This is a genomic window from Bradyrhizobium zhanjiangense (assembly GCF_004114935.1).
Classification (GTDB): Bacteria; Pseudomonadota; Alphaproteobacteria; order Rhizobiales; family Xanthobacteraceae; genus Bradyrhizobium; species Bradyrhizobium zhanjiangense.
Genome location: NZ_CP022221.1, coordinates 7,108,013 through 7,131,563 on the forward strand (window position 1 = coordinate 7,108,013; position 23,551 = coordinate 7,131,563).

24 protein-coding genes and 2 pseudogenes are annotated in these 23,551 nt (G+C 58.4%); 12 read left to right on the plus strand and 14 right to left on the minus strand.

The annotated features are described in order from the left end of the window. The first annotated feature begins 21 nt into the window (after positions 1 to 21). The 3 genes and pseudogenes from XH85_RS48145 to XH85_RS34140 all read left to right on the plus strand — a co-directional run. Positions 22 to 264: a hypothetical protein gene (locus XH85_RS48145; protein ID WP_420837921.1), complete on the plus strand. Its 243-nt coding sequence runs from the start codon at positions 22 to 24 to the stop codon at positions 262 to 264. Positions 265 to 427: 163 nt separating this feature from the next. Then, positions 428 to 712 carry a (2Fe-2S)-binding protein gene (locus XH85_RS34135; protein ID WP_128935397.1) on the plus strand — a complete coding sequence of 95 codons (285 nt, stop codon included), beginning with the start codon at positions 428 to 430 and terminating at the stop codon, positions 710 to 712. A 99-nt stretch (positions 713 to 811) separates the two neighbouring features. Further along, positions 812 to 991 (plus strand): annotated as a pseudogene (locus XH85_RS34140) (ferritin-like domain-containing protein); the annotation flags it as partial. Between the two features lie 25 nt (positions 992 to 1,016). On the opposite strand, the gene hemE reads toward XH85_RS34140, so the two are convergent. Next, positions 1,017 to 2,051 carry a uroporphyrinogen decarboxylase gene (hemE, locus tag XH85_RS34145; RefSeq protein WP_128935398.1) on the minus strand — a complete coding sequence of 345 codons (1,035 nt, stop codon included), beginning with the start codon at positions 2,049 to 2,051 and terminating at the stop codon, positions 1,017 to 1,019. 111 nt (positions 2,052 to 2,162) lie between these two features. Here hemE and XH85_RS34150 point away from each other — a divergent pair, with 111 nt between their 5' ends. Further along, the gene (locus XH85_RS34150; RefSeq protein WP_128935399.1) at positions 2,163 to 2,402 is read left to right on the plus strand and encodes a hypothetical protein; all 240 of its coding nucleotides are present in this window, start codon (positions 2,163 to 2,165) and stop codon (positions 2,400 to 2,402) included. Between the two features lie 401 nt (positions 2,403 to 2,803). On the opposite strand, the gene XH85_RS34155 is transcribed toward XH85_RS34150, so the two are convergent. The 3 genes from XH85_RS34155 to XH85_RS34165 all read right to left on the minus strand — a co-directional run bounded on the left by XH85_RS34155 (position 2,804) and on the right by XH85_RS34165 (position 5,223). After that, positions 2,804 to 3,898, minus strand: a complete 1,095-nt coding sequence (locus tag XH85_RS34155; protein ID WP_128935400.1) for a DUF7482 domain-containing protein — start codon at positions 3,896 to 3,898, stop codon at positions 2,804 to 2,806. Between the two features lie 69 nt (positions 3,899 to 3,967). Then, positions 3,968 to 4,537, minus strand: coding sequence for a cytochrome P460 family protein (locus tag XH85_RS34160; RefSeq protein ID WP_128935401.1), 570 nt, complete (start codon positions 4,535 to 4,537; stop codon positions 3,968 to 3,970). 11 nt (positions 4,538 to 4,548) lie between these two features. Continuing rightward, entirely contained in the window at positions 4,549 to 5,223 is a 675-nt protein-coding gene (locus tag XH85_RS34165; protein ID WP_128935402.1) for a cytochrome P460 family protein, read from the minus strand. 1,078 nt (positions 5,224 to 6,301) lie between these two features. Between XH85_RS34165 and hemA the strand changes: the two genes are divergently transcribed. The 3 genes from hemA (at position 6,302) to ccmB (ending at position 9,366) form a co-directional block, all read left to right on the plus strand. Beyond that, entirely contained in the window at positions 6,302 to 7,567 is a 1,266-nt protein-coding gene (gene hemA / locus XH85_RS34170) for a 5-aminolevulinate synthase (protein ID WP_128935403.1), read from the plus strand. 379 nt (positions 7,568 to 7,946) lie between these two features. Further along, the gene (gene ccmA, locus XH85_RS34175) at positions 7,947 to 8,573 is read left to right on the plus strand and encodes a heme ABC exporter ATP-binding protein CcmA (RefSeq protein WP_128935404.1); all 627 of its coding nucleotides are present in this window, start codon (positions 7,947 to 7,949) and stop codon (positions 8,571 to 8,573) included. Between the two features lie 130 nt (positions 8,574 to 8,703). Next, positions 8,704 to 9,366: a heme exporter protein CcmB gene (ccmB, locus tag XH85_RS34180; RefSeq protein WP_128935405.1), complete on the plus strand. Its 663-nt coding sequence runs from the start codon at positions 8,704 to 8,706 to the stop codon at positions 9,364 to 9,366. A 97-nt stretch (positions 9,367 to 9,463) separates the two neighbouring features. On the opposite strand, the gene XH85_RS34185 is transcribed toward ccmB, so the two are convergent. The 7 genes from XH85_RS34185 to XH85_RS34215 form a co-directional block, all read right to left on the minus strand. Beyond that, positions 9,464 to 9,940: a cytochrome c-type biogenesis protein gene (locus XH85_RS34185; RefSeq protein WP_128935406.1), complete on the minus strand. Its 477-nt coding sequence runs from the start codon at positions 9,938 to 9,940 to the stop codon at positions 9,464 to 9,466. Continuing rightward, positions 9,937 to 11,934, minus strand: coding sequence for a heme lyase CcmF/NrfE family subunit (locus XH85_RS34190; RefSeq protein ID WP_128935407.1), 1,998 nt, complete (start codon positions 11,932 to 11,934; stop codon positions 9,937 to 9,939). The genes XH85_RS34185 and XH85_RS34190 overlap by 4 nt, the downstream gene beginning before the upstream one ends. 42 nt (positions 11,935 to 11,976) lie before the next feature. Continuing rightward, a complete protein-coding gene (ccmE, locus tag XH85_RS34195; protein ID WP_128935408.1) occupies positions 11,977 to 12,429 on the minus strand; it encodes a cytochrome c maturation protein CcmE in 453 nt (150 codons plus the stop codon). 3 nt (positions 12,430 to 12,432) lie between these two features. Then, positions 12,433 to 13,131 carry a c-type cytochrome biogenesis protein CcmI gene (gene ccmI / locus XH85_RS34200; protein WP_128935409.1) on the minus strand — a complete coding sequence of 233 codons (699 nt, stop codon included), beginning with the start codon at positions 13,129 to 13,131 and terminating at the stop codon, positions 12,433 to 12,435. Between the two features lie 199 nt (positions 13,132 to 13,330). Beyond that, complete coding sequence (locus XH85_RS34205; RefSeq protein ID WP_128935410.1) at positions 13,331 to 13,954, minus strand: DsbE family thiol:disulfide interchange protein; 624 nt, start codon at positions 13,952 to 13,954, stop codon at positions 13,331 to 13,333. Then, the gene (gene ccmD, locus XH85_RS47485) at positions 13,951 to 14,103 is read right to left on the minus strand and encodes a heme exporter protein CcmD (protein ID WP_128935411.1); all 153 of its coding nucleotides are present in this window, start codon (positions 14,101 to 14,103) and stop codon (positions 13,951 to 13,953) included. The genes XH85_RS34205 and ccmD overlap by 4 nt, the downstream gene beginning before the upstream one ends. Before the next feature lie 7 nt (positions 14,104 to 14,110). Then, positions 14,111 to 14,884: a heme ABC transporter permease gene (locus XH85_RS34215; RefSeq protein WP_128935412.1), complete on the minus strand. Its 774-nt coding sequence runs from the start codon at positions 14,882 to 14,884 to the stop codon at positions 14,111 to 14,113. A gap of 2,032 nt (positions 14,885 to 16,916) precedes the next feature. Here XH85_RS34215 and XH85_RS34220 point away from each other — a divergent pair. The 3 genes from XH85_RS34220 (at position 16,917) to XH85_RS34230 (ending at position 19,860) form a co-directional block, all read left to right on the plus strand. After that, positions 16,917 to 18,044, plus strand: a complete 1,128-nt coding sequence (locus tag XH85_RS34220) for an AraC family transcriptional regulator (protein ID WP_164940871.1) — start codon at positions 16,917 to 16,919, stop codon at positions 18,042 to 18,044. 420 nt (positions 18,045 to 18,464) lie between these two features. Then, a complete protein-coding gene (locus XH85_RS34225; RefSeq protein ID WP_128935414.1) occupies positions 18,465 to 19,121 on the plus strand; it encodes a response regulator transcription factor in 657 nt (218 codons plus the stop codon). 346 nt (positions 19,122 to 19,467) lie between these two features. Beyond that, entirely contained in the window at positions 19,468 to 19,860 is a 393-nt protein-coding gene (locus XH85_RS34230; protein ID WP_128935415.1) for a response regulator transcription factor, read from the plus strand. Positions 19,861 to 19,905: 45 nt separating this feature from the next. Here the strand turns inward: XH85_RS34230 and XH85_RS34235 are convergent, their stop codons facing one another. Then, positions 19,906 to 20,418, minus strand: a complete 513-nt coding sequence (locus XH85_RS34235; RefSeq protein WP_245473822.1) for a molybdopterin-dependent oxidoreductase — start codon at positions 20,416 to 20,418, stop codon at positions 19,906 to 19,908. A 276-nt stretch (positions 20,419 to 20,694) separates the two neighbouring features. Next, positions 20,695 to 21,231 carry a PAS domain-containing protein gene (locus XH85_RS34240; protein WP_128935417.1) on the minus strand — a complete coding sequence of 179 codons (537 nt, stop codon included), beginning with the start codon at positions 21,229 to 21,231 and terminating at the stop codon, positions 20,695 to 20,697. A 324-nt stretch (positions 21,232 to 21,555) separates the two neighbouring features. Between XH85_RS34240 and XH85_RS34245 the strand changes: the two genes are divergently transcribed. Beyond that, positions 21,556 to 22,566: a helix-turn-helix domain-containing protein gene (locus XH85_RS34245; RefSeq protein WP_128935418.1), complete on the plus strand. Its 1,011-nt coding sequence runs from the start codon at positions 21,556 to 21,558 to the stop codon at positions 22,564 to 22,566. A gap of 223 nt (positions 22,567 to 22,789) precedes the next feature. Continuing rightward, positions 22,790 to 23,197, plus strand: a complete 408-nt coding sequence (locus XH85_RS34250) for a globin domain-containing protein (protein ID WP_245473823.1) — start codon at positions 22,790 to 22,792, stop codon at positions 23,195 to 23,197. Between the two features lie 112 nt (positions 23,198 to 23,309). On the opposite strand, the pseudogene XH85_RS34255 reads toward XH85_RS34250, so the two are convergent. Further along, positions 23,310 to 23,466: pseudogene (locus tag XH85_RS34255) on the minus strand (IS5/IS1182 family transposase); the annotation flags it as partial. Positions 23,467 to 23,551 lie beyond the last annotated feature (85 nt).

Sequence of the window (23,551 nt, forward strand, 5' to 3'; positions counted from 1 at the left end):
AGCTCAGCCGCGCCTGGTGCAATCGTCGAAGACCCTGATGAACTACATAGCCGGCTGATGACCGCTCTTCTTACGCAGATGGATTCTTCGAGGGGGATAGAGGAGGTCTTCAACAATACTCAGAATGCAGTGGTGACTGCATCTCAGGGCCAGCAGACTCCCGTTGTGTCATCTACGCTAACCGAGAGTGTCGATCTTTGGGCGGAACGGAGCGGCGTTCCCGTGTTCTCGGCCGGATCTGCGGTTAGCGGTCGCAGCGAGTGAACATACAAAGTTCTGCTGATCTGCAAGGAACAAAGGTCAGGGAAAGACTTCCAAGGGCGGGTCACCACTCAATCATCTCCGTGCTCTTTGGACCATTCTACGCGCCCGACCGCCGTCCAATATCGATCTCAACCGCCTTGCTGAGACGTCCTTTTAGGGTTTCATGATCGTTTGCTCCTGCAATGTCCTCACCGACCGCGATGTTCGCCACGCCGTGAACACGGCCGAGGATGCGCTGCGCAATGCCAAACAGATCTATGACTGTCTCGGCTGCAGCGCTGAGTGTGGCCGCTGCGCGCGCACCATCAAGACGATCATCGACGAGGCGTATAGGGAATGTGCGCTAGCCTGTCAGGCCGACTGTCCGCATCGCCGGATCAAGGATGACGCGCAGAACGAGCCCAGCGTTGGAGCCGCAGCGACCAACTTCCTTGGTTTTTCTCGGTAGGTGGCTCTCGGTTTCGTCTCGGGGATGCTTGGTAGTTTTTCTCAGAAGTGTTCTAAACTAAGAAGGGCAAAGGCCCAACCTCAAGCCTTGGAGTTCATCATGAAGGGCGACCCCAGAGTCATCGAGTATCTTAACAAGGGACTGCGTCACGAGCTCACCGCAATCAAACAATACTGGCTGCACTACCGGTTCTTGGCCAACTGGGGCCTGCTGGAAATGGCCAAGGCTTGGCGCAGGGAGTCGATCGAGGAGATGAAGCACGCTGACCGCTTCACCGATGTTGGGCCTGTCGGAGGATCGCTCGCTAGCCACGTACGCGTTTGATTATCTGTTCGACATGGGCGATCGGCGTCTCCGGCTGGATGCCGTGACCGAGATTGAAGATGAAGCGCCCTTGCGAAAAATTCGCCAAGGTGTTGTCGATCGCGCGGTCGAGTGCCGCACCGCCCGTGATCAGCACCAGCGGATCGAGATTGCCCTGTACGGCGACCTTGCTCTGCACGCGCTCGCGGATGAAGACGGGCTCGGCGGTCCAGTCCATGCTGACTGCATTGACGCCGGTGGCCTCGACGTAACCAGGCAGCTGCGCGCCCGCGCCGCGCGGGAAGCCGATGATCTTCGCATCGGGCACCTTGGCGCGCACGCCTTCGACGATGCGCCGGGTCGGCTCGGTTGACCAGCGCACGAATTCGGCGGGCGGCAGCACGCCGGCCCAGGTGTCGAAGATCTGCAAGGCGTTGGCGCCGGCCTCGAGTTGCGCCAGCAGATATTGGATCGAGCTGACGACCAGCACGTCGATAATTTTCGCGAACGCCTCGGGATGACGGTAGGCCATGATCCGCGCCGGCGCCTGATCGAGCGTGCCCTGGCCCGCGACCATATAGGTCGCAACCGTCCACGGCGCACCGCAGAAGCCGATCAGCGCCACCTCAGGATCGAGCGCGCCGCGCGCGATCCTGAGCGCCTCGAACACCGGCGCGAGCGTGCCGAAGTCGGCCTGCGCGGCGAGCGCTCCGACCTTGACGGGATCATCCAGCGGATCGAGCCGCGGACCTTCGCCGACCTCGAACCGCACCGAGCGGCCGAGCGCATGGGGGATCACCAGGATGTCCGAGAAGATGATGGCCGCATCGAAGCCAAACCTGCGGATCGGCTGCAGCGTGACTTCGGCGGCAAGCTCCGGACTGAAGCAGAGATCGAGGAAGCCGCCAGCCTTGGCGCGCACCTCGCGATATTCAGGCAAGTAGCGGCCGGCCTGCCGCATCATCCACAGGGGCGGGATGCTTTGCCGCTGGCCGGAGAGCACGTCGATGAGGGGCTTTGTCGCAGACTGGGGCACGAATGGTCCTGATGCAGAGTTGAGGTTCTTGATACACCGCCGCGCGCAGAAGCGGAGCATGGCAACCTGCTCAAATGCGCCGCGTTGGCTCAGTCAATGAAGGAGAACTCCATGGCTCAGACCTTCAATCCCGCGCCGCACGACAAGCACGTCGAGGACTTAGGCGAAGCGCTCGCGGCCGATCGCCACGCCAAGCTCGACACCGGGTTGGAAGATAGCTTCCCCGCCTCCGATCCTGTCAGCGCCGCGCAGCCGACGCCATCGAAGGCCGACCGCAGATGCCGACAATATCAATTCGATCTTCAAGCTAGCGGCCGCCGGTTTCCGATAGGCTTGCTAAGACCTTGTTAGTGATCTGCGGAAACCCCGGTCCGTAGAGTACCAAGCATCTTATCAAGTTGTCGAGGATCGGCTTGGAGCCCGCAGGAGCGTCCTCGCGCTTCAGAATGGCAATATGGGATTCTCCTGCTGCGAACCGCAAATGATTATTCGATGCCCGTGGTCGCCACTGGACTGGCTCGAAACCTAGGGCCGATCGCGCCACGCCACTGAAGTGGACGGCAACCTGTCCTTCCATCGCCGCAGCATCGGTCGCGATAGCCCGGCAGATTATCAAGGCCTACAAACAGTAGCGTCGGGTCCTAGCGCGTGCTCATCAAATTCGCATCGACGTGAGAGGGAAGCGTCGGTGGTTAAGAGACCGATTGCGCTTCCCGCATGAACGAGGGAAGCGCAGCTATGTGGCCAGGAGATTATTCATTGGTGAAGCCTACAACCGGACAATTCACTAGATTGCCCGTCGTCTTCACCGGCCCTCCCGCAGGGCTCACCAGTAAGCCCGCCGCACTTTTGGATTCAAGATCGTCGCCGTCAGTGATCAGTTTCCTTTGATCCTTCACGATAGCTTCCTTGGTCCACTCGGCTAGTCGTACGTCCCACATCGGGGAGTATCCGGCGCTGATCTCAGTGAAGTGCGCGAGGATGTCGAGCGAAGGCCCCTCTCCCTTGATAGCACTGTTGAGTCCCTGGCGATTCGGATCGTTCGCCCCCATGTTGCCATTCACAATCGTATAGATCACCTCGATCGCGCCGCTCTGAAGAATGTCGCTTTCCGCAGGCGCAAAGGTGGACGCCTCAAGGGTCGCCGACTCCTCGGAATTTGCGTCAAAGCTAAGATAACGCAGGTGTCTTCCGTTCGCGAATCCAGACCGGAGTTTCAAGTCGACAGTGCCCTTATCAGGACAGATGCTTGCTACGGAGTCCGTCACCACGGAGTAGTCAGGGCTGCCGTTGCAGAATGAAATTTTGTCCGGCCCGACGTCGAACGCGATGATCGGCGCATTGAAAACGATATTCATACTATTGGACACCCGCACCAGTGGGCTGTAGTGCGCATCCCCAATAGATCCGGCTCGGGCTGTCTTAGGAGGAAAGAAACTGGGCGCGTCCCCTCCGACCAACTTCTGCGAAGGTGAGAAATCGACCCGCCCTGATTTAAAGGTGAAGTTACCCGAGTCGTCCATTTCCGCAACCCGTGTGCTCTTCAGGTTCTTGGCATCAGTGAGACTCGGCGCCCACGTAAGTCCCATCTTTTGCGAAGCATCGTAATCGCTTACGTCGGTGAGAACGAACCAAACGGTCTCTCCCGAGGCAAGACGGCCGCGATGGAGCGGTAGCGTCACCACCTCTCGTACTAGGTCCACCTGGCCCGACGTAAGAAATTGCTTCGTGATCTTTTTGCCAGCAGCTGGATCGGCCGCTAGACTTACATGAGGTGTCGAAAACGACACCACAAACATCACCATCGATCCGCAAATGCATCTGGCGAGCTTTCCGCTGGGCTTCATGACGTTACCTTCTTTGCATCCAGTCTGGTTTTGCACACGTGACATTAAAGCTAGTTCGCCGAGGGCCTGTCACTTTTTGAGTCCGGGATAGCCTTGAACATAGATCCAGTCAGTCGCTTTGGCAGGGATGTGGCAACCTAGACAATCTGAGCGGAAGTCGGTTGAGGTCGTTTTCACCGGGTCACCCGCGTCAAACCAGGACCAGCCCCAACCGTTGCCCCACAATTTATTATCGGGGTGACTGTTTTTGCCGTCCTTCACCATCATGAACCAGCCTTTGAGGCTTTGTTGATGGCTGACGGTCCCAGTCGTCATTTCCGAGGTCGCCGCGGCGTACACTTCTTTCACCAGGATCGAACCCTCGGGAAATTCGCCAGTCGTCCGATAAGCTGCCGCAGTTCCGGGCGACCCATAGACCACGTGCATCTCCTTAGCACCTTTGTCACCTGCAACAGACCAGCTCCCAAGGAATTCGTAGGTCGTTCGGTACTCTTTCGGGACATGCATGTTGCCTGCCCCGTCGACGAGTTGTTCTTGCGCAGAGGCGGCCTGGCTAGGTACGACCTGTGATACTAGGCAGCCGACGCTCACAGCGATAAACGATGCGGACGCTATGGCCGCACTTCTCAGAATCTTCATCACGGTTATCCCTACTTTTTGATAGACGGATTCTCGCTGGGCGGCATTTTCTTGGAGCCACTCTGGCCGGGCGGTAGCGGCACCTGGTCGAGCAGCGCGTAGAACTGCGTCCATACGTCATCCCGTTTCGCGCTTGCGATGTGGCAGTAGCCGCATTCCTCGACCGGCCGGACTTTGGCAGTGGCCGCTTTCGGTTCGTGGTGATTGAAGTTGAAATAACCCCAACCGTCGCTTGCCTTATATCTCTCGGTGTCCTTGACGGTTACATCCGCTCCGTTGAACGCCCCCGGGAAAAATCCTTTTCCCGATGGCGCGGTACTCGAACCGTCCGGATTGGTGGCAGGCTGCATAAGCTGCAATTCCTTCACGAAGATTGTTCCTTCAGGGAAGACGCCCGTTTTCTTGTAAATATCGTAAGAACCGGGCTCGATATACACGTTGTGAAATTCCGGGAAATTTGCTTGAGGCGGGTTCAAAAAGTTGGGCGTCAGTGGCGATCCAACGTAAACCCATTCGTGAAAGTTTTTTGGCAGAATAAGGTCCCCGTCTTTCGTGTATTCAGGAAGATAGCGGCCGGTGGCGTGCCAATCGTCGGGTGGCGGAAGCTGTGGTTGCTGCGCGAAGGCTGCGGTTGCTAGAGCGCCAACGCCAAGGACCGCGGAAAGTGCCAGTACGGTGCGTCTCATAATCTCTCTCCTATGACAGCTCGATATTGCCGATGAGGCAATGACTGCATTCTTGCGCAGGTGGTCTCATTAACTGCGCGCAGATCAGACTAGGCGTGGATGCCCAAGTGCGAAAGCAACAAGGGGGCATGAAATCGATGCCCGATGGAAATGACGCACTCTCGAACTATTGCTGTTTGATCATCGGATCTTTCTGTTCCCTCGCAACCCGGCGCAGTGAGTTGCGACTAATGGCCATGTCCAGTCCTTGCTGATGAGCTAGACTCTTTGCTCATCTGCAGATTGGGCCATTGAGTGTCCAATTCTTGTTGTTCCAAATGTCGCACGCGATCCCAGGGAGGGGCCAGTGCAGTTTCTCGGCCGATACCGAGCCCCGATCACTCAATCCCTTTTAGCGTCGTCCACTCGCTCGCGGCTTGCCTCTGCCTACTCCGAGCGATTGTCGCGTCACCGCAGCTTACGAGCTAATGTCCAGCGTGTCGGTGGAGGCACTTCGCGAGAAGGCATAGTGTCTCGATTGGCGACACCTCACCGCGCCAGCGCTGAAGAGGCCTCCTAGATCAAACAATGGGTGCATGACACTACCAGTCGGCAGGCGCTCTTTGTTCACTTCGACCCGGCTGCCGATCCGGATCGCCCAGCTCTTCGCTGGTGAACAGCCACGAGCGGCTTGGACTATGATCTGGGCGGCATCTTAGAATGCGATGAGCGACGAACCATCTCGCTGATCTGGTCGTACAGTTGACTTAGCGTCCGGTACCAAGTCGCGACCAGGGGGATTTTGCGTCCGGGCGGCGTGCGCACCATGCAAAAAGGACAGGAGGCTAGCCTAGGTCTGAGCTGCCTCAGGCAGCGACGCTCGATCATAACCGGAGGATTTAGAAATCATAACTGAGACGAGTGCGAAGTGCTCTGCGTGATGGGCTATGGTCGACCTATGCTCGAGCGACGGATAGGGAAGGTTGACATGGAAGATCTCGACATATCAGCTGAGCGTCAAGCGAAGCATCCAGCGCACGGAAGCTCCGGTAATGGACATTCGTGTGCGAACACACATTCGTGTGCGGACATGTTGTGCATGAAACGAGCGTTGACGACGTCCACCGCAACCTTCGTTAGGGGCGCCGTCAATTGTGCGGCCGAAACATACGAACACCATTTTCGTGGCTCTCTTGAGCGCCTGCGCGAAGAACAACGTTATCGCGTCTTCGCTAACATCGAACGCGTCTCCGGTCGCTTCCCTACCGCCAAATGGCGCCGCCTCGACGGATCCGTTACTGAAATCACGGTTTGGTGCTCGAATGATTATCTGGGCATGGGACAACATCCGGAGGTTGTGAGCGCGCTGACAGCGACGGCACACCGCTGCGGTGCAGGAGCAGGTGGAACTCGCAACATCGCGGGAAATAGTTCGCCCTTGGTTGATTTAGAGGGCGAACTTGCTGATTTGCACGGCAAGGAGGCCAGTCTCGTCTTCACCTCCGGCTACGTATCGAACCAGGCCAGCATCTCCACGATCGGTAAGCTGATCCCAGAGTGCGTAATCTTTTCTGATGCATTCAACCACAATTCGATTATCGAAGGCATCCGTCAATCAGGTTGCGAAAAGCGAATTTTCCGCCACAACGATCTTGGTCACCTTGAGGCCTTGCTTCGCGAGGCGGGAAGCCGCCCTAAGCTCGTCGTGTTCGAATCGGTCTACTCAATGGACGGCGATGTGGCGCCGATCGGCGCAATCTGCGACCTTGCCGAGCGGTATGGGGCGATGACCTACCTTGATGAGGTTCACGCCGTCGGCCTCTACGGCGCTCGCGGCGGCGGAATTAGCGAGCGCGAGGGTGTGATGCACCGCTTGACGGTGATCGAGGGTACTCTCGCCAAGGGATTTGGCTGCATTGGCGGCTATATCTCGGCGTCGCGATCTATTTGCGATGCGGTGCGCAGCTTCGCGCCCGGATTCATCTTCACGACCGCCCTCCCTCCACCGATTGCCGCCGCAGCGCGTGCATCTGTTCGCTATCTGAAACACTCGTCTGCCGAGCGCGAAGCACACCAACGACAGGCCGCTGCAACGAAAGAGGCGCTCCAAGCCGCCGGGCTTCCGGTTCTCCGGACCGGAACCCACATCGTCCCTGTGATCGTCGGCGATGCGGAATTGTGCAAGGCGGCAGCCGATCGCCTTCTACAGCGCCACGCCATCTATATCCAGCCGATCAACTATCCTACGGTCCCGCGTGGGACAGAGCGGCTGCGCATCACGCCATCGCCATACCACGTGGATACCCATATAGCTGAACTCGCGGCTGCGCTCGCTGAGACCTGGGAGGCCCTTTCTCTTTACTGAGAGCCGTGATTGGGAACACTCCCGCGACCGCCTGCGGCTTCGTCGGCAGGGCGTCGGCTAACCGACGGCGCAGCGTACAAGGGAAGGGCGTCGGGCGTTCCCGGTGGTGCAGCGAGGCAGCAAGCTGGGCAATGCAACATCGCTTTCACGTTTGTAGGGGCGATCGCGTGACCCACCCTGCCCTCAGCGTTCAAGATCTGGCTCGCATCCGTTTAATGGGCAGCCCCGAAGAGCGAACCTCCTCGGCCTCCTGGGCTGTTCTCCCCCACGTCGCCGCTCGAACACGTTTGTCCCGAACCATCGTTCATTTCGATAATCCCTCCAAATGAGGGTTCGTTGAAAACGATCACAACGAAACAACGGACAACGAGGACTGAACATGGATATTAGGCAGCGATCCCATCTGCTGATCGAAGATCTGTCCGTCGCGCGCGGCGAGCGCATCCTGCTCGACGGGATGTCTTTGCGACTAAGCGCGGGCCAAATCGCCGAAGTGACCGGTCCCAACGGAGTGGGCAAATCTACACTCTTGCGGGCGATCGCCGGCTTTTTTCCACTAGGATCCGGCCGCATGTCATGGGTGGAGTCCGAAGCCACGGATCCGGCGCCCCTGGCAGAACGCCTCCACTACGTGGGCCATCTCGACGGGTTGAAATCGTCGTTGACCGCCCGCGAGAACCTCGACATCGGCCTGGGATTTTTGGGGCGAGACCGCCGAACCCCGTTAGAGGCGCTGGACCGCATGGAGTTGGCCCACGTTCTCGATCTGCCTGTCGGCTATCTTTCCGCGGGGCAGCGTCGCCGTGTCGCATTGGCCCGGCTCTTAATCGTCGATCGTCCTCTATGGTTACTCGACGAACCGCTAACAGCGCTCGACCGGCACGCGCGCGCCTTGCTGAAGACTATCGTCGCCAGCCATCTCGAAGGCGGAGGATTGACACTGGCCGCGACCCACGAACCTCTTGGTCTGCGAGGGACAGTCCAAGTCAGACTTGGAACCAAATGATGGCCATTTCGCTGAAGTGCGGTCGCACCCTACATAGCGGTCTGTCTCGAGGTCGGGAGAGAAGAGATCACTCTGCTTTTCCGATTTCAGCGGCGCGGTCTCGACGCAATGGCGATGCCGGATGGGCACCATGACCCGTATTCTCCTCGTCGTTTTTCTTCGCGACCTCATGCTAGCCCGCCGCATCGGTGGAGGTGGGATTCTCGGTCTGGTCTTTTTCCTCAGCCTTGTGACGGTCGTACCTTTCGCGATCGGACCTGACCTACGCTTGCTGTCGCGGATCGGCCCAGCAATTCTATGGATAGCAGCACTTCTCGCGAGTCTATTAGGCCTTGATCGTCTATTTCAGGCGGATCAAGAGGACGGTTCGCTGGACCAGATGTTCCTGTCGCCGGCGCCCCTAGAACTCATTGTTCTTGTGAAGTGCATCGCCCACTGGTTTGTGACGGGGCTACCGCTCGTTATGCTCTCGCCTCTGTTTGGCCTGATGTTGGATTTGGATGGTTCCGCCCTCCGATCGGTTGCCGCAACGTTGTTGGTTGGTACGCCGGCCTTCACCTTTCTGGGGGCGATCGGGGCGTCTCTTACTGTCACCCTGCGGCGCGGCGGTCTATTGCTATCGATCCTCGTCGTACCACTAGCCGTGCCGGTGCTGATCTTCGGTGTCTCCGCGGCGCAAAGTGCCACAACGCCCTTTTTGACACCGTTCTTGGTCCTCTGCGCGCTCGGACTCGCGTCCATCGCGCTCGCTCCGATAGCTGCGGCCGCAGCACTTCGTAGCGCGGGAGAGTAATGAGCGCGTGCGACGACAGAGTTTTCTTTCGGGCGCCACCTATGTGGAACGACTTCGGCCTTACCCGAAGCTAAGGCCGCTTGACCTCAGAACGAGCCTATAGCGGAGTATCGGAGTCAAACACAGCGGCAAGCCGATCCCGCTCGGCTTGGCTCAATGGTGCCGCTGGCGTGGATTGTTGGCGGCGCAATCCGAACAGGAGAGCGATCGCGCCCGCCGCGAGCACGAAAGCCGGCATTCCCCAAAGGAGAGCGGTTTCCAAGTCGAGTGGCGGTTTCAGCAGGATAAAGTTTCCGTAACGCTTAACCAGAAAATCGCGGACCTGCTCGTCACTCTCTCCGAGCTTAAGGCGCTCGCGCACCAGCAGGCGAAGGTCCCGCGCGAGCTCTGCTTTGGAATCGTCGATCGACTGGTTTTGACAGACCAGACAGCGCAGTCCGGCGGAAATAGCGCGCGCGCGTGCCTCAAGTTTCGGATTAGTCAGAATTTCATCCGGCTGAACCGCCCTTGCCAAGCTAGGGGCGACGCTTGCGAGCACGATCGAAAGCAGAAGAATGCGACGAAGCCACGTCATTCGGCGGGCTCCGGCGCTGCGCCGCTGTCGGCGGCGCGGAGGCGAGCCGCGCGGCGCGCGAAGCCAATTCGGAGGCGTCTATCGGACAACGACACAATCCCACCGAACGCCATGATGACCGCACCGAACCAGATGCTCGTCACGAGCGGCTTCCAGAACAGGCGCGCATCGATCGAACCATCCGCGTGGCGGTCCCCAAGCGAAATGTAGATCTGCCCAAAACTCAGCGTTACGATGCCAGCCTCGGTGACGGTTGTCTGTCGCGTGGGAAAGCTCCGCTTGGCTGGATCGACGGCGGCCACGTATGCGCCGCCCTGGCTGATGACCGTATGGCCGATGAGTTCAGAATAGTTCGGGCCCTGCCGCGATCGAAAATTCTCGATGGTGGCTTGATAAGGGCCGAGATCGATCCTCTGGCCTAACTTGACGGTCGCGATACGTTCCACACCCCAACCCGTCGCCGCCAAGCCCATGAGTGTCAAGCCGAGGCCCGCGTGAGCGATCGCCGTACCCCAGGCGGAGCGCGGCAACCCGACCGCGCGTGCTAGCATCACCCGGCCGCCTTGCCCACGTGCCCAGATACGCGACGCCACATCGGTGAACGCACCAACGATGAGGTAGACGGCAAGGCCGAGACCGGCTGCAGCGAAGACGGAGCCACCGCGGACGGTGGCAACGAGCAAAATGGAGACTACAAGACCTCCCAACGCTGCGACCGTCACCCGTTGCGCTGCGCCGAGCAGGTCGCCGCGCTTCCAGGCGATCGACTGACCGAGCGGCATCAGCAGAACGATAGGCACTACGAGCGGGCCGAGCGTTAAATTGAAAAACGGCGCGCCGACTGAGATCTTGTCCCCCGTCAGAGCCTCAAGCGCGAGCGGATAGAGCGTCCCGGTCAGAACCGTAGCGCAGCAGGTGGTCAGCAGCAGATTATTGACTGCCAGCGTGCTCTCGCGTGAGAAGGGTGCGAACACGCTACGCTGGCTCAGGGAAGGTGCGCGCCATGCGTAGAGCGCGAGTGGCCCGCCGATGAATACGGACAGTATGACCAAGATGAAGACGCCGCGAGCCGGATCGCTGGCGAAGGAATGGACGGAGGTCAGTACTCCCGAGCGCACGAGGAACGTACCCAGCAACGACAGCGAGAACGTAAGTATCGCCAGCAACAGTGTCCAAATCTTGAGGGCTTCACGTTTCTCCATGACAGCAGCCGAATGGAGGAGCGCCGTGCCCGCAAGCCAGGGCATCAATGACGCGTTTTCGACCGGATCCCAGAACCAGAATCCGCCCCAACCAAGGGTGTAATAAGCCCAGTACGACCCCATGGCGATGCCAAGCGTCAAAAAGATCCAGGCGATCAGTATCCAAGGCCGAACGTAGCGGGCCCAAGCGGCGTCTAGTCGGCCACTGATCAGCGCGGCTACCGCGAAGGAGAACACGATCGAAGAACCGACATAGCCGACGTAAAGGAGCGGCGGGTGTATGGCAAGGCCCGGGTCTTGAAGCAGCGGATTAAGGTCCTGGCCCTCAAACGGCGCAGGAAATCGTCGCAAGAAGGGATCGGAGGTGAACAGAATGAAACAGAGGAAGGCAAGGGAGATCCAGCCCTGGACCGCTAGCGTATTCGCGCGTAGTTCGTTCGACATGCCGCGCTCGAAAATCGCCACCGCCGCTCCAAAAACCGCGAGAATCAGAACCCAAAGCAGCATCGATCCTTCGTGATTGCCCCAGACCCCTGCGATTTTGTATATAAGTGGTTTGGTGGTGAGTGAGTTCTCGGCGACCGTCACGAGACTGAAATCGGACACCACGTGAGCGTAAGTCAGTGCTGCGAAGGCATAACCCAAGAGCAGGAACTGGGTGATTGCGGCAGGGACCGCGATTGAAGTAAGTGCCGAATCGCCAGTACGGGTTCCCCAGAGCGGCAGAATTGATTGAAGCAGCGCGACGGCAAGAGCCAAAGCGAGCGCGTAATGTCCGGTTTCGATGATCATCTTGTCGGTCCCATCAGCTGGGATGTTTCGTGGCGCGCGGCGCTATTGCGCTCGCGCAGATCTTTCGTTGCGCCAAGTGCCTTCTTGCTTGAGCTTGTCAGCCAGGTCCTTGGGCATATATCGCTCGTCGTGTTTTGCTAGCACGGTGTCGGCATGAAAACGGCTCGGTCCTTCCACGGTGCCCTCGGCGACGACGCCCTGTCCTTCACGGAAGAGATCCGGCAACAATCCGGTGTAGCTGACCTCGATGTCGTGCTTTAGGTCTGTCACCGCGAAGACGACAGTCGACGATCCCTCGTGAGTAAGTGAGCCACGTTTCACTAGGCCGCCGATGCGCAGCCGGGTGCCTGGTGGCGGCGCCTTTGCGGCCAGTTCGCTCGGCCCATAAAAGAAGACAATACTGTCTCGCAACGCGAACAGGATGAGCCCTATCGCGATCGTCAAAGTGACGCCAGCTGCGCTGATGATGGCGAGGCGCCTGCCCTTTCGCGTCAAGATCTACTCCTCTAAACGAAGCTGTCTGACGAGTTCATCCACGCTGGCCGACGCTTGCTCATCGCCTGCTAGCTGAGCACGTGCGCTTGCGACAGCCGCCTCGGCCTTCTCGCGCTCACCCAACGCCGCGTAAGACCTAATAAGTTGTAGCCATCCTTGAAGGTGATGGCCGTCCTTCGAGAGTTTCTCGGCGAGCTCCGCTACCATCCCCCGGATCGCGTTGCTCCGTTGTTCTGGAGGAAGCCCTGCAATGTTAGCTCCGGCTTGGCCGGCGTGGATGTCAGGAACCGCGGCAGCGAGGCTAAAATCTCCATTGGACGGCCTCGATGCGATCGGCATGTCAGGTTGGCTGGGAGCGCCGACCTTGAGGTACGACGCGAGCGCGACGAGCGGCAGCATTAAGACGATCGCCAAAGCCGCCGCCCCGCGTCGCTCACCTCCACGACGGGACGCATGCGGCCGGCCCTCGCATGCCGAGTTGAGTGACGCGAGCAGCCGGCGCTCGATCTCGGCGCGAGTCGTCACGGCATCTTCAGATGCTAGCAGTCCGCAGCGCACGTCTTCATCCGCTTCAGTCAGAAGATCGCGATAGAACGTCACATTCGGATCGTGAGCGCGAACGACCGCACGCCGCTCGGAAAGCGACCTCGCCAGCGCCAGCGCGACTGAAGACGTCATCATTGCAAAAATGGCCCACAGCACGTTTCAAGACCTCCGTTTGTCCTCGCCACCGCATATCGCATCATCCGCCGGTATCTGCCGCCGTTGAAGCTCGGGCTAACCGACTGTGCCGTCTTCATTGTCCGGTCGGACTTTGCGAACAATGTAAGCGGACGGAGCCCTACGACGCCGAGACAAGAACCGATCCTTCTTGCATCCATCGCGGAGTGCAATGGAGTCGTCATGGACGCGCCGCCTCGGCAATCGCCGCCATCAAACCAGGCCGACTTGCGTCCGAGATGCCACCAACCAGCTTGTAAGCGATTGTGCCATCGCCCTTGATCACGTAGGTCTCGGGAACGCCATAGACGCCGAAATCGATTCCCGTTCGGCCCGAGCGGTCAGTGCCGACCTGTGCAAACGGGTTGCCGTGAGCGACGAGATAGGCCAACGCATTTTTAGGATCGTCCTTGTACACAATGCCGGTGAGTTTCACGCCCCGTCGCCGCAGAGTCGGGTCGCTCGCCAACGCCATTAGGGCCCCTTCTTCTTCCCGACACTCAACACACCATGATGCAAACACGTTCAAGATTGTCACGTGCCCTCTCCGCAAATCTGCACTCGACAAGCCGGGTGGACCGGATGTTGAAAGCCCTTCGAGCGGCTTCAGCGCAAATTGCGGTACTGACCTGCCTATTAGAGCAGAGGGCACGAGTGAGGGGTCTCCGGCCCCGAGCCGCACTAGAAGTAGTGCCGCAATTCCGCAGAAAACCAATAAAGGGATAACCACCCACAAGCGGGCCACTCGGCGTCGAGGCGGCGTGGCACTCGACGATAGGTGAATTGAGGCCGGGATATTGCTCATGCGCGACCGCGCCGATCCGAGTGATTAATAAGACGAGACAGGGTACGGCGCTGAAAGCGATAGTCGATAAGCACTGCTACAATCATTCCCGCTAGAACAGTGCCCGTCACCAGAAACGCCGCCATGATGAATCCGTCATGCCGCAACATGGTCTGCTCAGGAAGCTATTTCGGCAGACAGCAGACGAGTCGTCGCCGCCTCGCCATTTACCGCCAGCGTGATCGCAAGCCGCCGGGCTCGGCGGCGCATGATCTCGTTGCGAACCGCCATAACGTGGAGAGTCACGAACAAAAGTGTGTATGCGAGCGCCATAACGATCAGCGGCCATAGCATCGAGCCAGCAATCGCCGAGCCCTCCATCCGGAACACCGACGCCGGTTGGTGGAGCGTGTTCCACCAATCAACCGAGAACTTCACAATCGGAATATCGATAAAACCCACCAGGGTCATAATCGAAACTGCTCGTGCCGCTCTACTCGGGTCCTCGATTGTCTGCCAGAGCGCGATGAGACCGAGATAAATGAGAAGCAGAACCAGCATGGAAGTGAGCCGTGCGTCCCAGACCCAATATGTGCCCCACATTGGTTTGCCCCACAACGAGCCCGTGACCAGGCAGATGAAAGTGAAAGCTGCGCCTAGGGGTGCGGCCGCTTTTTGAGCCGCATCGGCGAGTGGATGACGCCATACCAACGATCCAAGCGCAGACGCCACCATCGACGTGTAGGCGAGCATCGCTATCCAGGCGGCGGGGACGTGGACGAACATTATTCGCGCCGTCTCACCTTGCTGATAGTCGGGGGGCGCGTCGAACGTTCCAAATAGACCAAGCGCGAACGCGACGGCTGTCGAACCCCAAAGCAACGGCAGCAGCTTTGCGGTAATGCGCACGAAGTTGCCCGGATTGCCATAGGCGCTAAAGCTGAGCTTCAAATTTCGCTCTCCTCGAAGCCAGGGGAATTCACTCGCTTCCGAACGCGGCTCGCGAAAGGACTCTGCTCTCGGGTCGCCTGCAAGCAGATGAGTATTGCATCACAGGAGACACGGGTTCGCAAATTACCCTCAGTTATCATTTCGATGCCCAAAGGTCAGAGTTTAGACAAATCTATCGAGACGTCCGCCCGATGAGGTTTGATTCCTTGACGCTGATTTTGCACGAAGAAAATTTGGCTACGCTTTGAGGCTCGGTGTTGTGCAGTCACGTAGTTGGCATTGAGGATGTGGAAAGCGTCTGGGGGTGCGCGATCACTTGGATAAGCGGCCTCGCGTCTGACGCATGCCTGTCGTGGTAACGGTCGAAGCACTCAAAGGCTATCGGTGCTCCTGGCTCGCCGCTTGATCCGGCGGCGGCCCTTATGACCATGTCGATGGTGGAGTGCGGTAAGCTAACGGCTTCGGTCAATAGAAGCGGTTCGCCGAGCGGCGAGCGTCTTGACCTTTCGTATAGGACCCTTGCTGCATTTGGATGGCTGACCTGTACCGGGGTTCAATTGAGCCGGCCATCGCGATCATCGTATGTGTGAGGCTGCGATGGTCCTCTCCCCCCGCCATCGCTGCCCACCTTGGGCGCCTCCCTAGACTTGGGCCGCTTGTGGCAACACAGGCGGCCTTCTTTTGTCTACGCCCATTCGGAATTAGACCGGCGTTGATTCAACCAATACCTCTGTACTGTCACTCGATACCCGCGCCCAATGGCGTCAATCACAAGACCCGTGCTAGCTGTTGATACGGAATGAAAAGCAACGGAACCGGCCCGCGAGCAGGCAGTTGCAGGATAGGGTCGGCGGCGTAGCGCCCGACCGACCTTTCCCCTGATTGAAACGTGCGTCGCCGATCCCGCAAGTGTCTCTAGTTCGACGGTTCGCTGCGGAGAGCCGGCCATGAAAAACATCGTGGATCTCCTAATCTGGTTTTGGCGAGGGAGCCCGCCCGCGCCCAACACACAACTTGGGGCTACGGCCGAAAATCCAGACCAATCCAGCATGGCCGATTTTGTCCGCATCTTGCAGGCCTACGATCAAGACCAGTACGGAGGGAGTTAGGGGTGTCCGCGTAGCAATCGGTTTGGCGGGTCTCAGGGGCCGGGATAGAAAATGCGGGCCACGGGACCGCTATCAAGGGTACTTTTCTAAACGGCCATCGCGGTACCAGTGCATCCTTCGAGAATCGGCCACGCATCTTCAAAATCAAACCCGTGACCGAACTCGTGAGAACCATCTCGCACCAATCACGATAAGCGTATAGTAGCCTATGATGTTGTGACCGCGAAGATTAGGGACGCATTTCGATTGCACTCGCCACAAAGTCGCAAGCTCGGGCGGACGCGATGATCTACCACCTCCGAATGATTAATTTGCCGTGTCTGACGAGTTTGCTCGGCGACTGCATAGTTTGCCTCCAAGTAGGGCGTACGGAATTATTGATTTGCTACAGGCCTGACTAGCCGGCGCGGCAAACTAGAGCTGCACCAAAATTGGGTCCAGGCCAAACAATAAGCGCTTGAAGAACAGTCGTTCCAGGTTAGGACCGCCGCCCGGTATTTCTGGTCTTGTGTTTCTCAGTAGCATGCGCGCGATCCTCAGGGACATCCAACCAACTCGGGGGCGCGCACGACGGTTCAGGACTCCGAGTTGGCCATGTGAAGCTGCGCGTGAATTAAGTCGAAGCCTGGATATACGAAAGTCGCAGCTCGGCTCCGCGAAAGTTTATCCCCGTTTGGCCCTTCCTGTCAGACGCGCAAATGCGAGTGCAATTGAGGACCAAGGTATCACACGGCATGCTCACCTCGACCCGTTCGTCGCGGATTCGGGCGAAGAAAGCCGGCGCTCGGCCTAGTGCCCACGCAGAAACACCGCGACAATGAAATTAAAGAGTCTTGAATAGGCACCCGGAGGTCGACCCCATGTGTCTAGCAAATGACGGTCAGTTGACAGCACGAACCCACTTTGAGCGAAGAGGAGAAGCCATGCCAGAAGGCCCCCTACTACTTCCGACCTCCAAACTGGGAGCCGAACTCCACCAAGTCCGTTTACGGACGAATTCGACGACGCTACGCCGTTCGCCGCGTGGCCCTGACGATCTGCAACAGCTTTCAAGATCGCAAGCGTTGCTCCCGATAACCCCGTCCCGAAACTTTGAAGGCGACCATGACTGCTCCATTTTTGATACAATTCGCCAATCAGATGGTCACCTCGTGGCGGACCTGATCCATCCTGTCGTTGAAATCTCTCCTTCCGACACTGTGGCACGCTTCAAGGTAAATGGGCATGGCATGACGGCCGAATCCTTGCGATTCACCGGACGAGGTAGAATCCAGAATCATTTTCGGGCTCCAGTCCATATGCTCGTGATGTACGAGAAGGGAGAGCGCAGTGAAGGAGAGACATTCGTGGAAGGTCTGCCGCGATCTGCGCTCCGAAACCTCGAGCGGAAACTGACATTCGTGCCGGCTGGCCGCGAATTTCACGATTGGCACGAGCTGCGCGGGTCGCAGATGCGGCTCATGTACTTCTACTTCGAACCTGAGAACCTGAAGGTTCTTTATAAGCGTGGCATCACCGACCTACCGAACGCTCCACGTATACTATTTGAAGACGAAGCGCTCTGGCACACCGCGCTGAAGCTGAAGGCGTTCGTCGAGAGCCGTGCAGGAGACCCGATGTACTTCGGGAGTCTCGGTACTCTGCTCATACATGAAATCGTGCGTTTCACTTGCGGGATGCCCAGCATTCAACCTCAGCTCCAAGGCGGCCTTGCACCGTGGCAGCAACGCCTCGTCAGCGCCTATATCCAGGAACATCTCAATGAGCGGATACCGATTGGCACGTTGGCGCAGCTCGTTCGTCTGAGCCCATATCATTTCTGCAGGGTATTCAAGCAATCTCTCGGAATGCCGCCACATCGGTACCAAACTAAGCATCGTGTTGAGCACGCCAAGTTGCTGCTGGCAAAACGAGCGGGCTCGATGACAGAAATCGGTCGGGCGGTAGGCTTCAGCAGTCGTAGCGCGTTCGCCACGGCGTTCCGGAAGGCGACGGGAATTGCCCCGGCGGATTACCGCCGAAGCGTGGCTCCTCCCTTGACATATGAATGACCTGCGACGTCGCGACCAAGTTGCTATTCGGAACGTCGAGGCATCTCGGCCTCTCATTGCGTCGAGGTCGGTCTGGCTTTCGGCGCCTTAGGAACGCAGCTCACGAGCCGGAAGAAGACCTGCATCTGCGAGTGATGGCCTAGCAGCATCCGTTCGCACGACGTAACGGTGAAGCGGCGCGCAAAGGGGACCGCCCCGCCCAAACGCCACCGAGTGATCCCGGGTTCCCTAAATCCGTCGCTGCTAACGGAGCGTGAGGTGAGCTGACATTTCATCGGGCGGCTACAGCGTGGAGGTGAGGACATTGGCGAACCTTCTCGTGGCCCACGAACCAAGGCGTTCCGCGCTGGAACCCCTCTCATGTGTTGAACGGCCTTCGTGGAGGTGATATTTTTACACGAAGTTGGGAGAGATTATCTCGTGGCGCAGCATTCTATTCAAAAGCGTGCAGCAGCCGAGGAGCCAACTATCGCCGTCGTTGACGATGACAGGGACTTCCGCGACTCACTCGGAGATCTGTTCAACTCGGTCGGCTTCAAGGTCAAGTTGTTTGGGTCGGCCGCGGAGCTTCTCGAAGGCGAATTATTACCCGACGTGGTGAGCTGCCTTGTACTTGACGTTAGATTGCCGGGCTTGGGCGGTCTCGACTTCCAAACCGAGCTGTCGAAAATGAACGCTTCCATTCCCATCATCTTCATGACCGGTCACGGCGACATTCCGATGTCGGTTAAGGCGATGAAGGCAGGCGCTGTCGATTTCCTGACGAAGCCGTTTCGCGATCAGGACATGCTGGATGCGGTGACGATCGCGCTGGAGCGCGATCGGACGCGGCGAAAGGTCGAGCAGCGGCTTACGGACCTGAAATCGCGTCTCCAACGTTTAAGCCCGCGCGAGCGAGAGGTGCTGGCTCTCGTGACCTCTGGCTTAAAGAACAAGCAGATCGCTTTCCAGCTAGGCGTAGCTGAGATCACTGTGAAGGCGCACCGCGGCCACGTGATGCAGAAGATGGGTGCGCAATCGCTAGCCGAGCTTGTCAGAATAGCGGAGATGCTTGGTATAAAGTTGCCACCGTCCTAATCGCTTCGTGGTGTCTCCATCAGCGAAAATTGCTTAGGCGCAAACCAACTGATGCTTTTGATGGATGCCGGAAGCGCCTCCCTGACGCGTCGAGCGCAATGACCTGGCATCAGCGCACGTGTTCGGAAGTGGCCCAAATCGGGTTGACCTATTCAGAAGTCTTGAATCACTTAGTCTAAAGTATAACATCGATTATTCCGAGGTCTGGCATCCCCCGTCCACAATATAATCGCGGGTCCAAACGCTTCTCGTTATAGTACGATGCTTGGATATCCGCGCGGTGCCCTTCTTGAGATACGGAACGCGAAATGCGGCGGTCCGCATCCCCAGCATTGAAGGCGGGGATATGTCTAGCGAGATTCAGATTTCGATCATCGATGATGATGAGCAATCTCGCGAGGCGTTAGCGGGTCTCATGCAGGCAGTTGGCTTCACGACTGAGGCCTTTGCATCCGCAATGGATTTCTTGGCGTCTCCTAACGTCCGCCATACCTCCTGTTTGATTGTTGATGTCCACATGCCGCGCATGACTGGGCCTGAATTGCATAGCCGCTTGGTAGGATCTGGCTATGACATACCAACAATTCTGATCACGGCTTACCCCGATGACAGCGCGCGAACTCGAGTTCTGGGTCAGGGCGTCGTTGGCTATCTGACCAAGCCCATCGACGAAGAGATTCTGCTCGGATGCGTCCAATCGGCTCTGCAGCGCGCAAAATCGGATGAAAACCCATCATGACCGCGAAATCAGCTGCCGGCGCTCGGCCAGCTTCGGTCCCGAGTTTCAGCTCGAAGATCGTTGCTCTTTGAATGGGTCGCCGTAGATGTGATATCCGTTAAATTCCCATAAGCCTGGCGATTCGCGATCCAAAAACTCGATCCCGCGTACCCACTTCACGCTCTTATACGCATAGAGGTTTGGCACCACGAGGCGCAACGGGTAGCCATGCTCGGCCGTAAGGAGTTCGCCGTTATGCCGCAGGGCGAAGATAGTCGTCGGGCGCAGAAAATCTGAGATTGGCAGGTTTGCCGTGTGGTTATTCTCGCCATGGACCATCACATGCCGCGCTTCTGGCCGCAGCTTCACTCGCTTCATTAATTCTGTGGCGAGCAATCCTTCCCAATGGTTGTCGAACCGACTCCAGTGCACGACGCAGTGCATGTCCGCAAATACTTCGCTCTGCGGCAGATTGGAAAGTTCTTCCCACGAAAGCCGCAGTTGCTCCTCTACCAGGCCGAACACTCGAAAATCCCACGTCTTGGGACGAAAGACCGGCACCGGGCCCACATGCTTCACCGGCCACTCGAGCGTAAGCGACTGTCCTGGGGGCAGCCGCCCAGCGGCACGCAACTCACGCTCTCGTTCACGTCGCTCGTTCGATCGCACAGCTACCTCCATCGCAAGAGCATGGCGCGCGCAAAAGCACCGCGCGCCCTAGTCAGCGTAACTTGTAATTTCCCGGGCCGAAAACGCGGTCAGCCGGGTGCGGCGGACAAACATTGAGCTTCTGGTACGCCACATGCCGAGAAGGCCCCTATGAAGAAATACGGAACCCGAAGCGGCGAAGGAGCCTCACTGCTCCTCCCCCTCACCGATCTCGCAATCGGAATTATTTGCAGACTCGGAGAGTAAGCCAGGGACAGTCTTGCTGGTATTGTGACGGAAAATGTTGACGGCTCCGATCACTTCGTCGTCGTTGTCACGAATCGGAAAGACATTAACGAGCGCCAGAAGACGATTGCCGTTGGGATGCTCGCAAATCACATCGGCGTTGCGAACGGTGGCGCCGTTGTTGATCACCACGGATGGTGGTGCAAGTTCGTGCGGCATCACTTCTCCTGAAGGGTAACGCAGAAGGTGTGACCCGCAATACTTCTCCGAGGCTCCCAGAGACGGCGTGCGTCCCCAACCCGCGATTGCAGCTTTGTTGCACTTGACGACAGTGGCATCCTTTTCGAGAACGTATATCCCTACTGGGATAGAATCCATTGCCGCTTGGTCTGCAAGAATTCCTTTTGTGACGAGGTGCCCGTCGACGACTTCTCCTCGGAAGTCGATTTTGTCGAAGTCGCCATCCAAAATCATCGTGCTTGTTGCGTTGGTTGCCATTTTCAACCTCCTTTGTGTACCCACCTTGTTCATAGGACCTATTCGGCCTTACACTCGAATTTGAGTAAGCATAGTCTCGCAGGTCACTACCGTCGTCTCACCGTGCGCCGCATGATGTCTCATTTTGCGCCGATCGCCATTCGGTTGTCGTTCAGTTAAGGCCGCGGAGAGGCGGGTGCGTGATCAGCTCGCCGCTGGAACCGAGACGCAAAGGAACTCTCCACATCCGCCCTTAAAAAGTGGCAGCCCCCAAAGTCTGGCACCCTCGCTTTGCCGATGTAACCGGTCTAAGTTAGGTTCCAAGGCATTTGGTCGGCCCACGGGATGATCATGCAAGTCCATTTTTCCACGGACCATATTGCGCCGCGCGACCGCGTGAAGTTCTGGTGCGACTATTTCGCGAAGCAGGCCCATAGCATCACGCCGGGCGAGATTCCGGATCCCGCTGCCTTTCGCGCGGAAGCGAGTGGATCGATTGCAGGCGAATTTGCGCTGCTGGAGATAAGTTCGGGACTTGAGAGGGTCCAACGGACGGCGGCCGACGTTGCCAGGGACAAGATTGAAGCGTTCTTCGTCAGCCGATTTCGCGCGCCGGTCATCTGGAGGGCCGCGGCACGCAGCACGCCAGTCGACCTGATTCATGAGCCCGGTGATTTCTGCATAAGCTCGACCGAATGGCAATTCAACGCGGAATGGAAAGGCCCAGAGTCGTTCGACATGCTGATCATCCCGTGGGCTGCACTCTCGCCGATTATAGCCGGGGGTCGACTGGAGCGCCCGTTTCGGTTGGCCGGTGCCTCGCCGCTCGGCTCGCTGCTCGGCGCAGCTATTGATGCGGTGAAGGCGCAAGCCCCGCTGCTCTCCAACGAACACGGTGAAGCTGTGCTGCGCAATCTCTGCGGTCTCGTGGCACTGAGCTGTAACATCTCAAACGAAGGCATCAATCGGGGGCGGGATTCGCTACAATCGGCGCGGCTCGCGGCCGCCAAGCGTTACGTCGACCTGCATCTCGCCGATCCTTCCCTGACCGCCGCCAGCGCCGCGGCCGCACTCGACATCTCGGCGCGCCAGTTGCATCGCCTGTTCGAGGCAAACAATGTCAGTTTCGCCCGATACGTTTCGCGCGAGCGACTGCTCCGGTGCCGCGACGCCATCGCCGACGCGACGGGAACCGGACGATCGGTGATCGATATAGCTTTTGGCTGGGGGTTCAACAGTATGGCGACGTTTTATCGCACGTTCGCAAGCGAGTTCGGTAGCCCGCCCACCATGCTGCGTGCGGCATCGCAAGGACGAGTGAATGGCCAGCGCACGACAGGAAAGGACACATCGTGAATGCGCTCGGGGCGATCTCCCGCTTGGCGCTAGATGAGACGTTGCCTGGCGCTAAATGAGACGACCTCGCAACTGCTTCCGTGTGAATGACCCACGGCAATCGCGCCAATGAGATGCGTCGGGTTGCACGACGTTTCTATTCGCCTGAGGTCTCGCATCCGATTGCTATCATGTGTCGCGCGCAGCCGAGTGAGCCGCGCCCGCACGCAAAGGAAATGACATCGTGGATGCTGTGCAGCAGGAGCTTGTTCAGACCACCTTCGCCCGGCTGGCGGCGATGCCTGAGGTCGCCGGGGCGTTGTTCTACGAGCGGCTATTCGCCACCAATCCGAATTTCCGGCCGCTATTCAGAAACAACATGCGTATTCAGGGCGTCAAGCTAATGACCATGCTCGCTATGGTCGTCTACAATCTACCCGCGCTGGATCAACTTTCGCCCGCGATCCATGACCTTGCCGTCCGCCATGTCGAGTACGGGGTTAAGCTCGCCGACTACGACGCGGTGCGGGAAGCGTTGCTCTGGACCCTCGAACAGGCGCTTGGAGAGGATCTCACGCCCGCCGTTCGTGAGGCGTGGACGGTCTGCTACGATGAACTTGCGGGTGAGATGAAGGCGGCGGCCGGCGTCTGATTTACGATCTCCCGCATGGCACTAAGCGCCTTTTTTCCTCTCTGGAAGCGGTGATCCCGATATGTCCGTTCCGGGTCTTGGTTGTGTGCAAACGGATAGGATCGGCGCGCGGCCGTTGTCGGCCGACGTTTATGACCTCGTGCGTAACAATCAGATGATGTCGCGGTGTCCACCGCGACCTGGACATTATAGCCGACGACACCCGATCCGCGTCCGCTGGTGGCCATCGAACGGGCATCCGGATCTATCAGCGATATCTGTTGATCCGGCGTATTGCGCATCGTACGCATACGACGAAGACCGCCTGATTGACGCATGCGCGCGAGAGCCGGGTAGCGCTATGATAGCGCTGCG

Bases quoted from the DNA above. Each gene is read 5' to 3' on its own strand.
- XH85_RS34135 (WP_128935397.1), top strand. From the start codon at position 428: ATGATCGTTTGCTCCTGCAATGTCCTCACCGACCGCGATGTTCGCCAC.
- XH85_RS34150 (WP_128935399.1), top strand. From the start codon at position 2,163: ATGGCTCAGACCTTCAATCCCGCGCCGCACGACAAGCACGTCGAGGAC.
- XH85_RS34155 (WP_128935400.1), bottom strand. From the start codon at position 3,898: ATGAAGCCCAGCGGAAAGCTCGCCAGATGCATTTGCGGATCGATGGTG.
- XH85_RS34160 (WP_128935401.1), bottom strand. From the start codon at position 4,537: ATGAAGATTCTGAGAAGTGCGGCCATAGCGTCCGCATCGTTTATCGCT.
- XH85_RS34165 (WP_128935402.1), bottom strand. From the start codon at position 5,223: ATGAGACGCACCGTACTGGCACTTTCCGCGGTCCTTGGCGTTGGCGCT.
- hemA (WP_128935403.1), top strand. From the start codon at position 6,302: ATGAAACGAGCGTTGACGACGTCCACCGCAACCTTCGTTAGGGGCGCC.
- ccmA (WP_128935404.1), top strand. From the start codon at position 7,947: ATGGATATTAGGCAGCGATCCCATCTGCTGATCGAAGATCTGTCCGTC.
- ccmB (WP_128935405.1), top strand. From the start codon at position 8,704: ATGACCCGTATTCTCCTCGTCGTTTTTCTTCGCGACCTCATGCTAGCC.
- XH85_RS34185 (WP_128935406.1), bottom strand. From the start codon at position 9,940: ATGACGTGGCTTCGTCGCATTCTTCTGCTTTCGATCGTGCTCGCAAGC.
- XH85_RS34190 (WP_128935407.1), bottom strand. From the start codon at position 11,934: ATGATCATCGAAACCGGACATTACGCGCTCGCTTTGGCTCTTGCCGTC.
- XH85_RS34205 (WP_128935410.1), bottom strand. From the start codon at position 13,954: ATGAGCAATATCCCGGCCTCAATTCACCTATCGTCGAGTGCCACGCCG.
- ccmD (WP_128935411.1), bottom strand. From the start codon at position 14,103: ATGTTGCGGCATGACGGATTCATCATGGCGGCGTTTCTGGTGACGGGC.
- XH85_RS34220 (WP_164940871.1), top strand. From the start codon at position 16,917: ATGCCAGAAGGCCCCCTACTACTTCCGACCTCCAAACTGGGAGCCGAA.
- XH85_RS34230 (WP_128935415.1), top strand. From the start codon at position 19,468: ATGTCTAGCGAGATTCAGATTTCGATCATCGATGATGATGAGCAATCT.
- XH85_RS34240 (WP_128935417.1), bottom strand. From the start codon at position 21,231: ATGGCAACCAACGCAACAAGCACGATGATTTTGGATGGCGACTTCGAC.
- XH85_RS34245 (WP_128935418.1), top strand. From the start codon at position 21,556: ATGATCATGCAAGTCCATTTTTCCACGGACCATATTGCGCCGCGCGAC.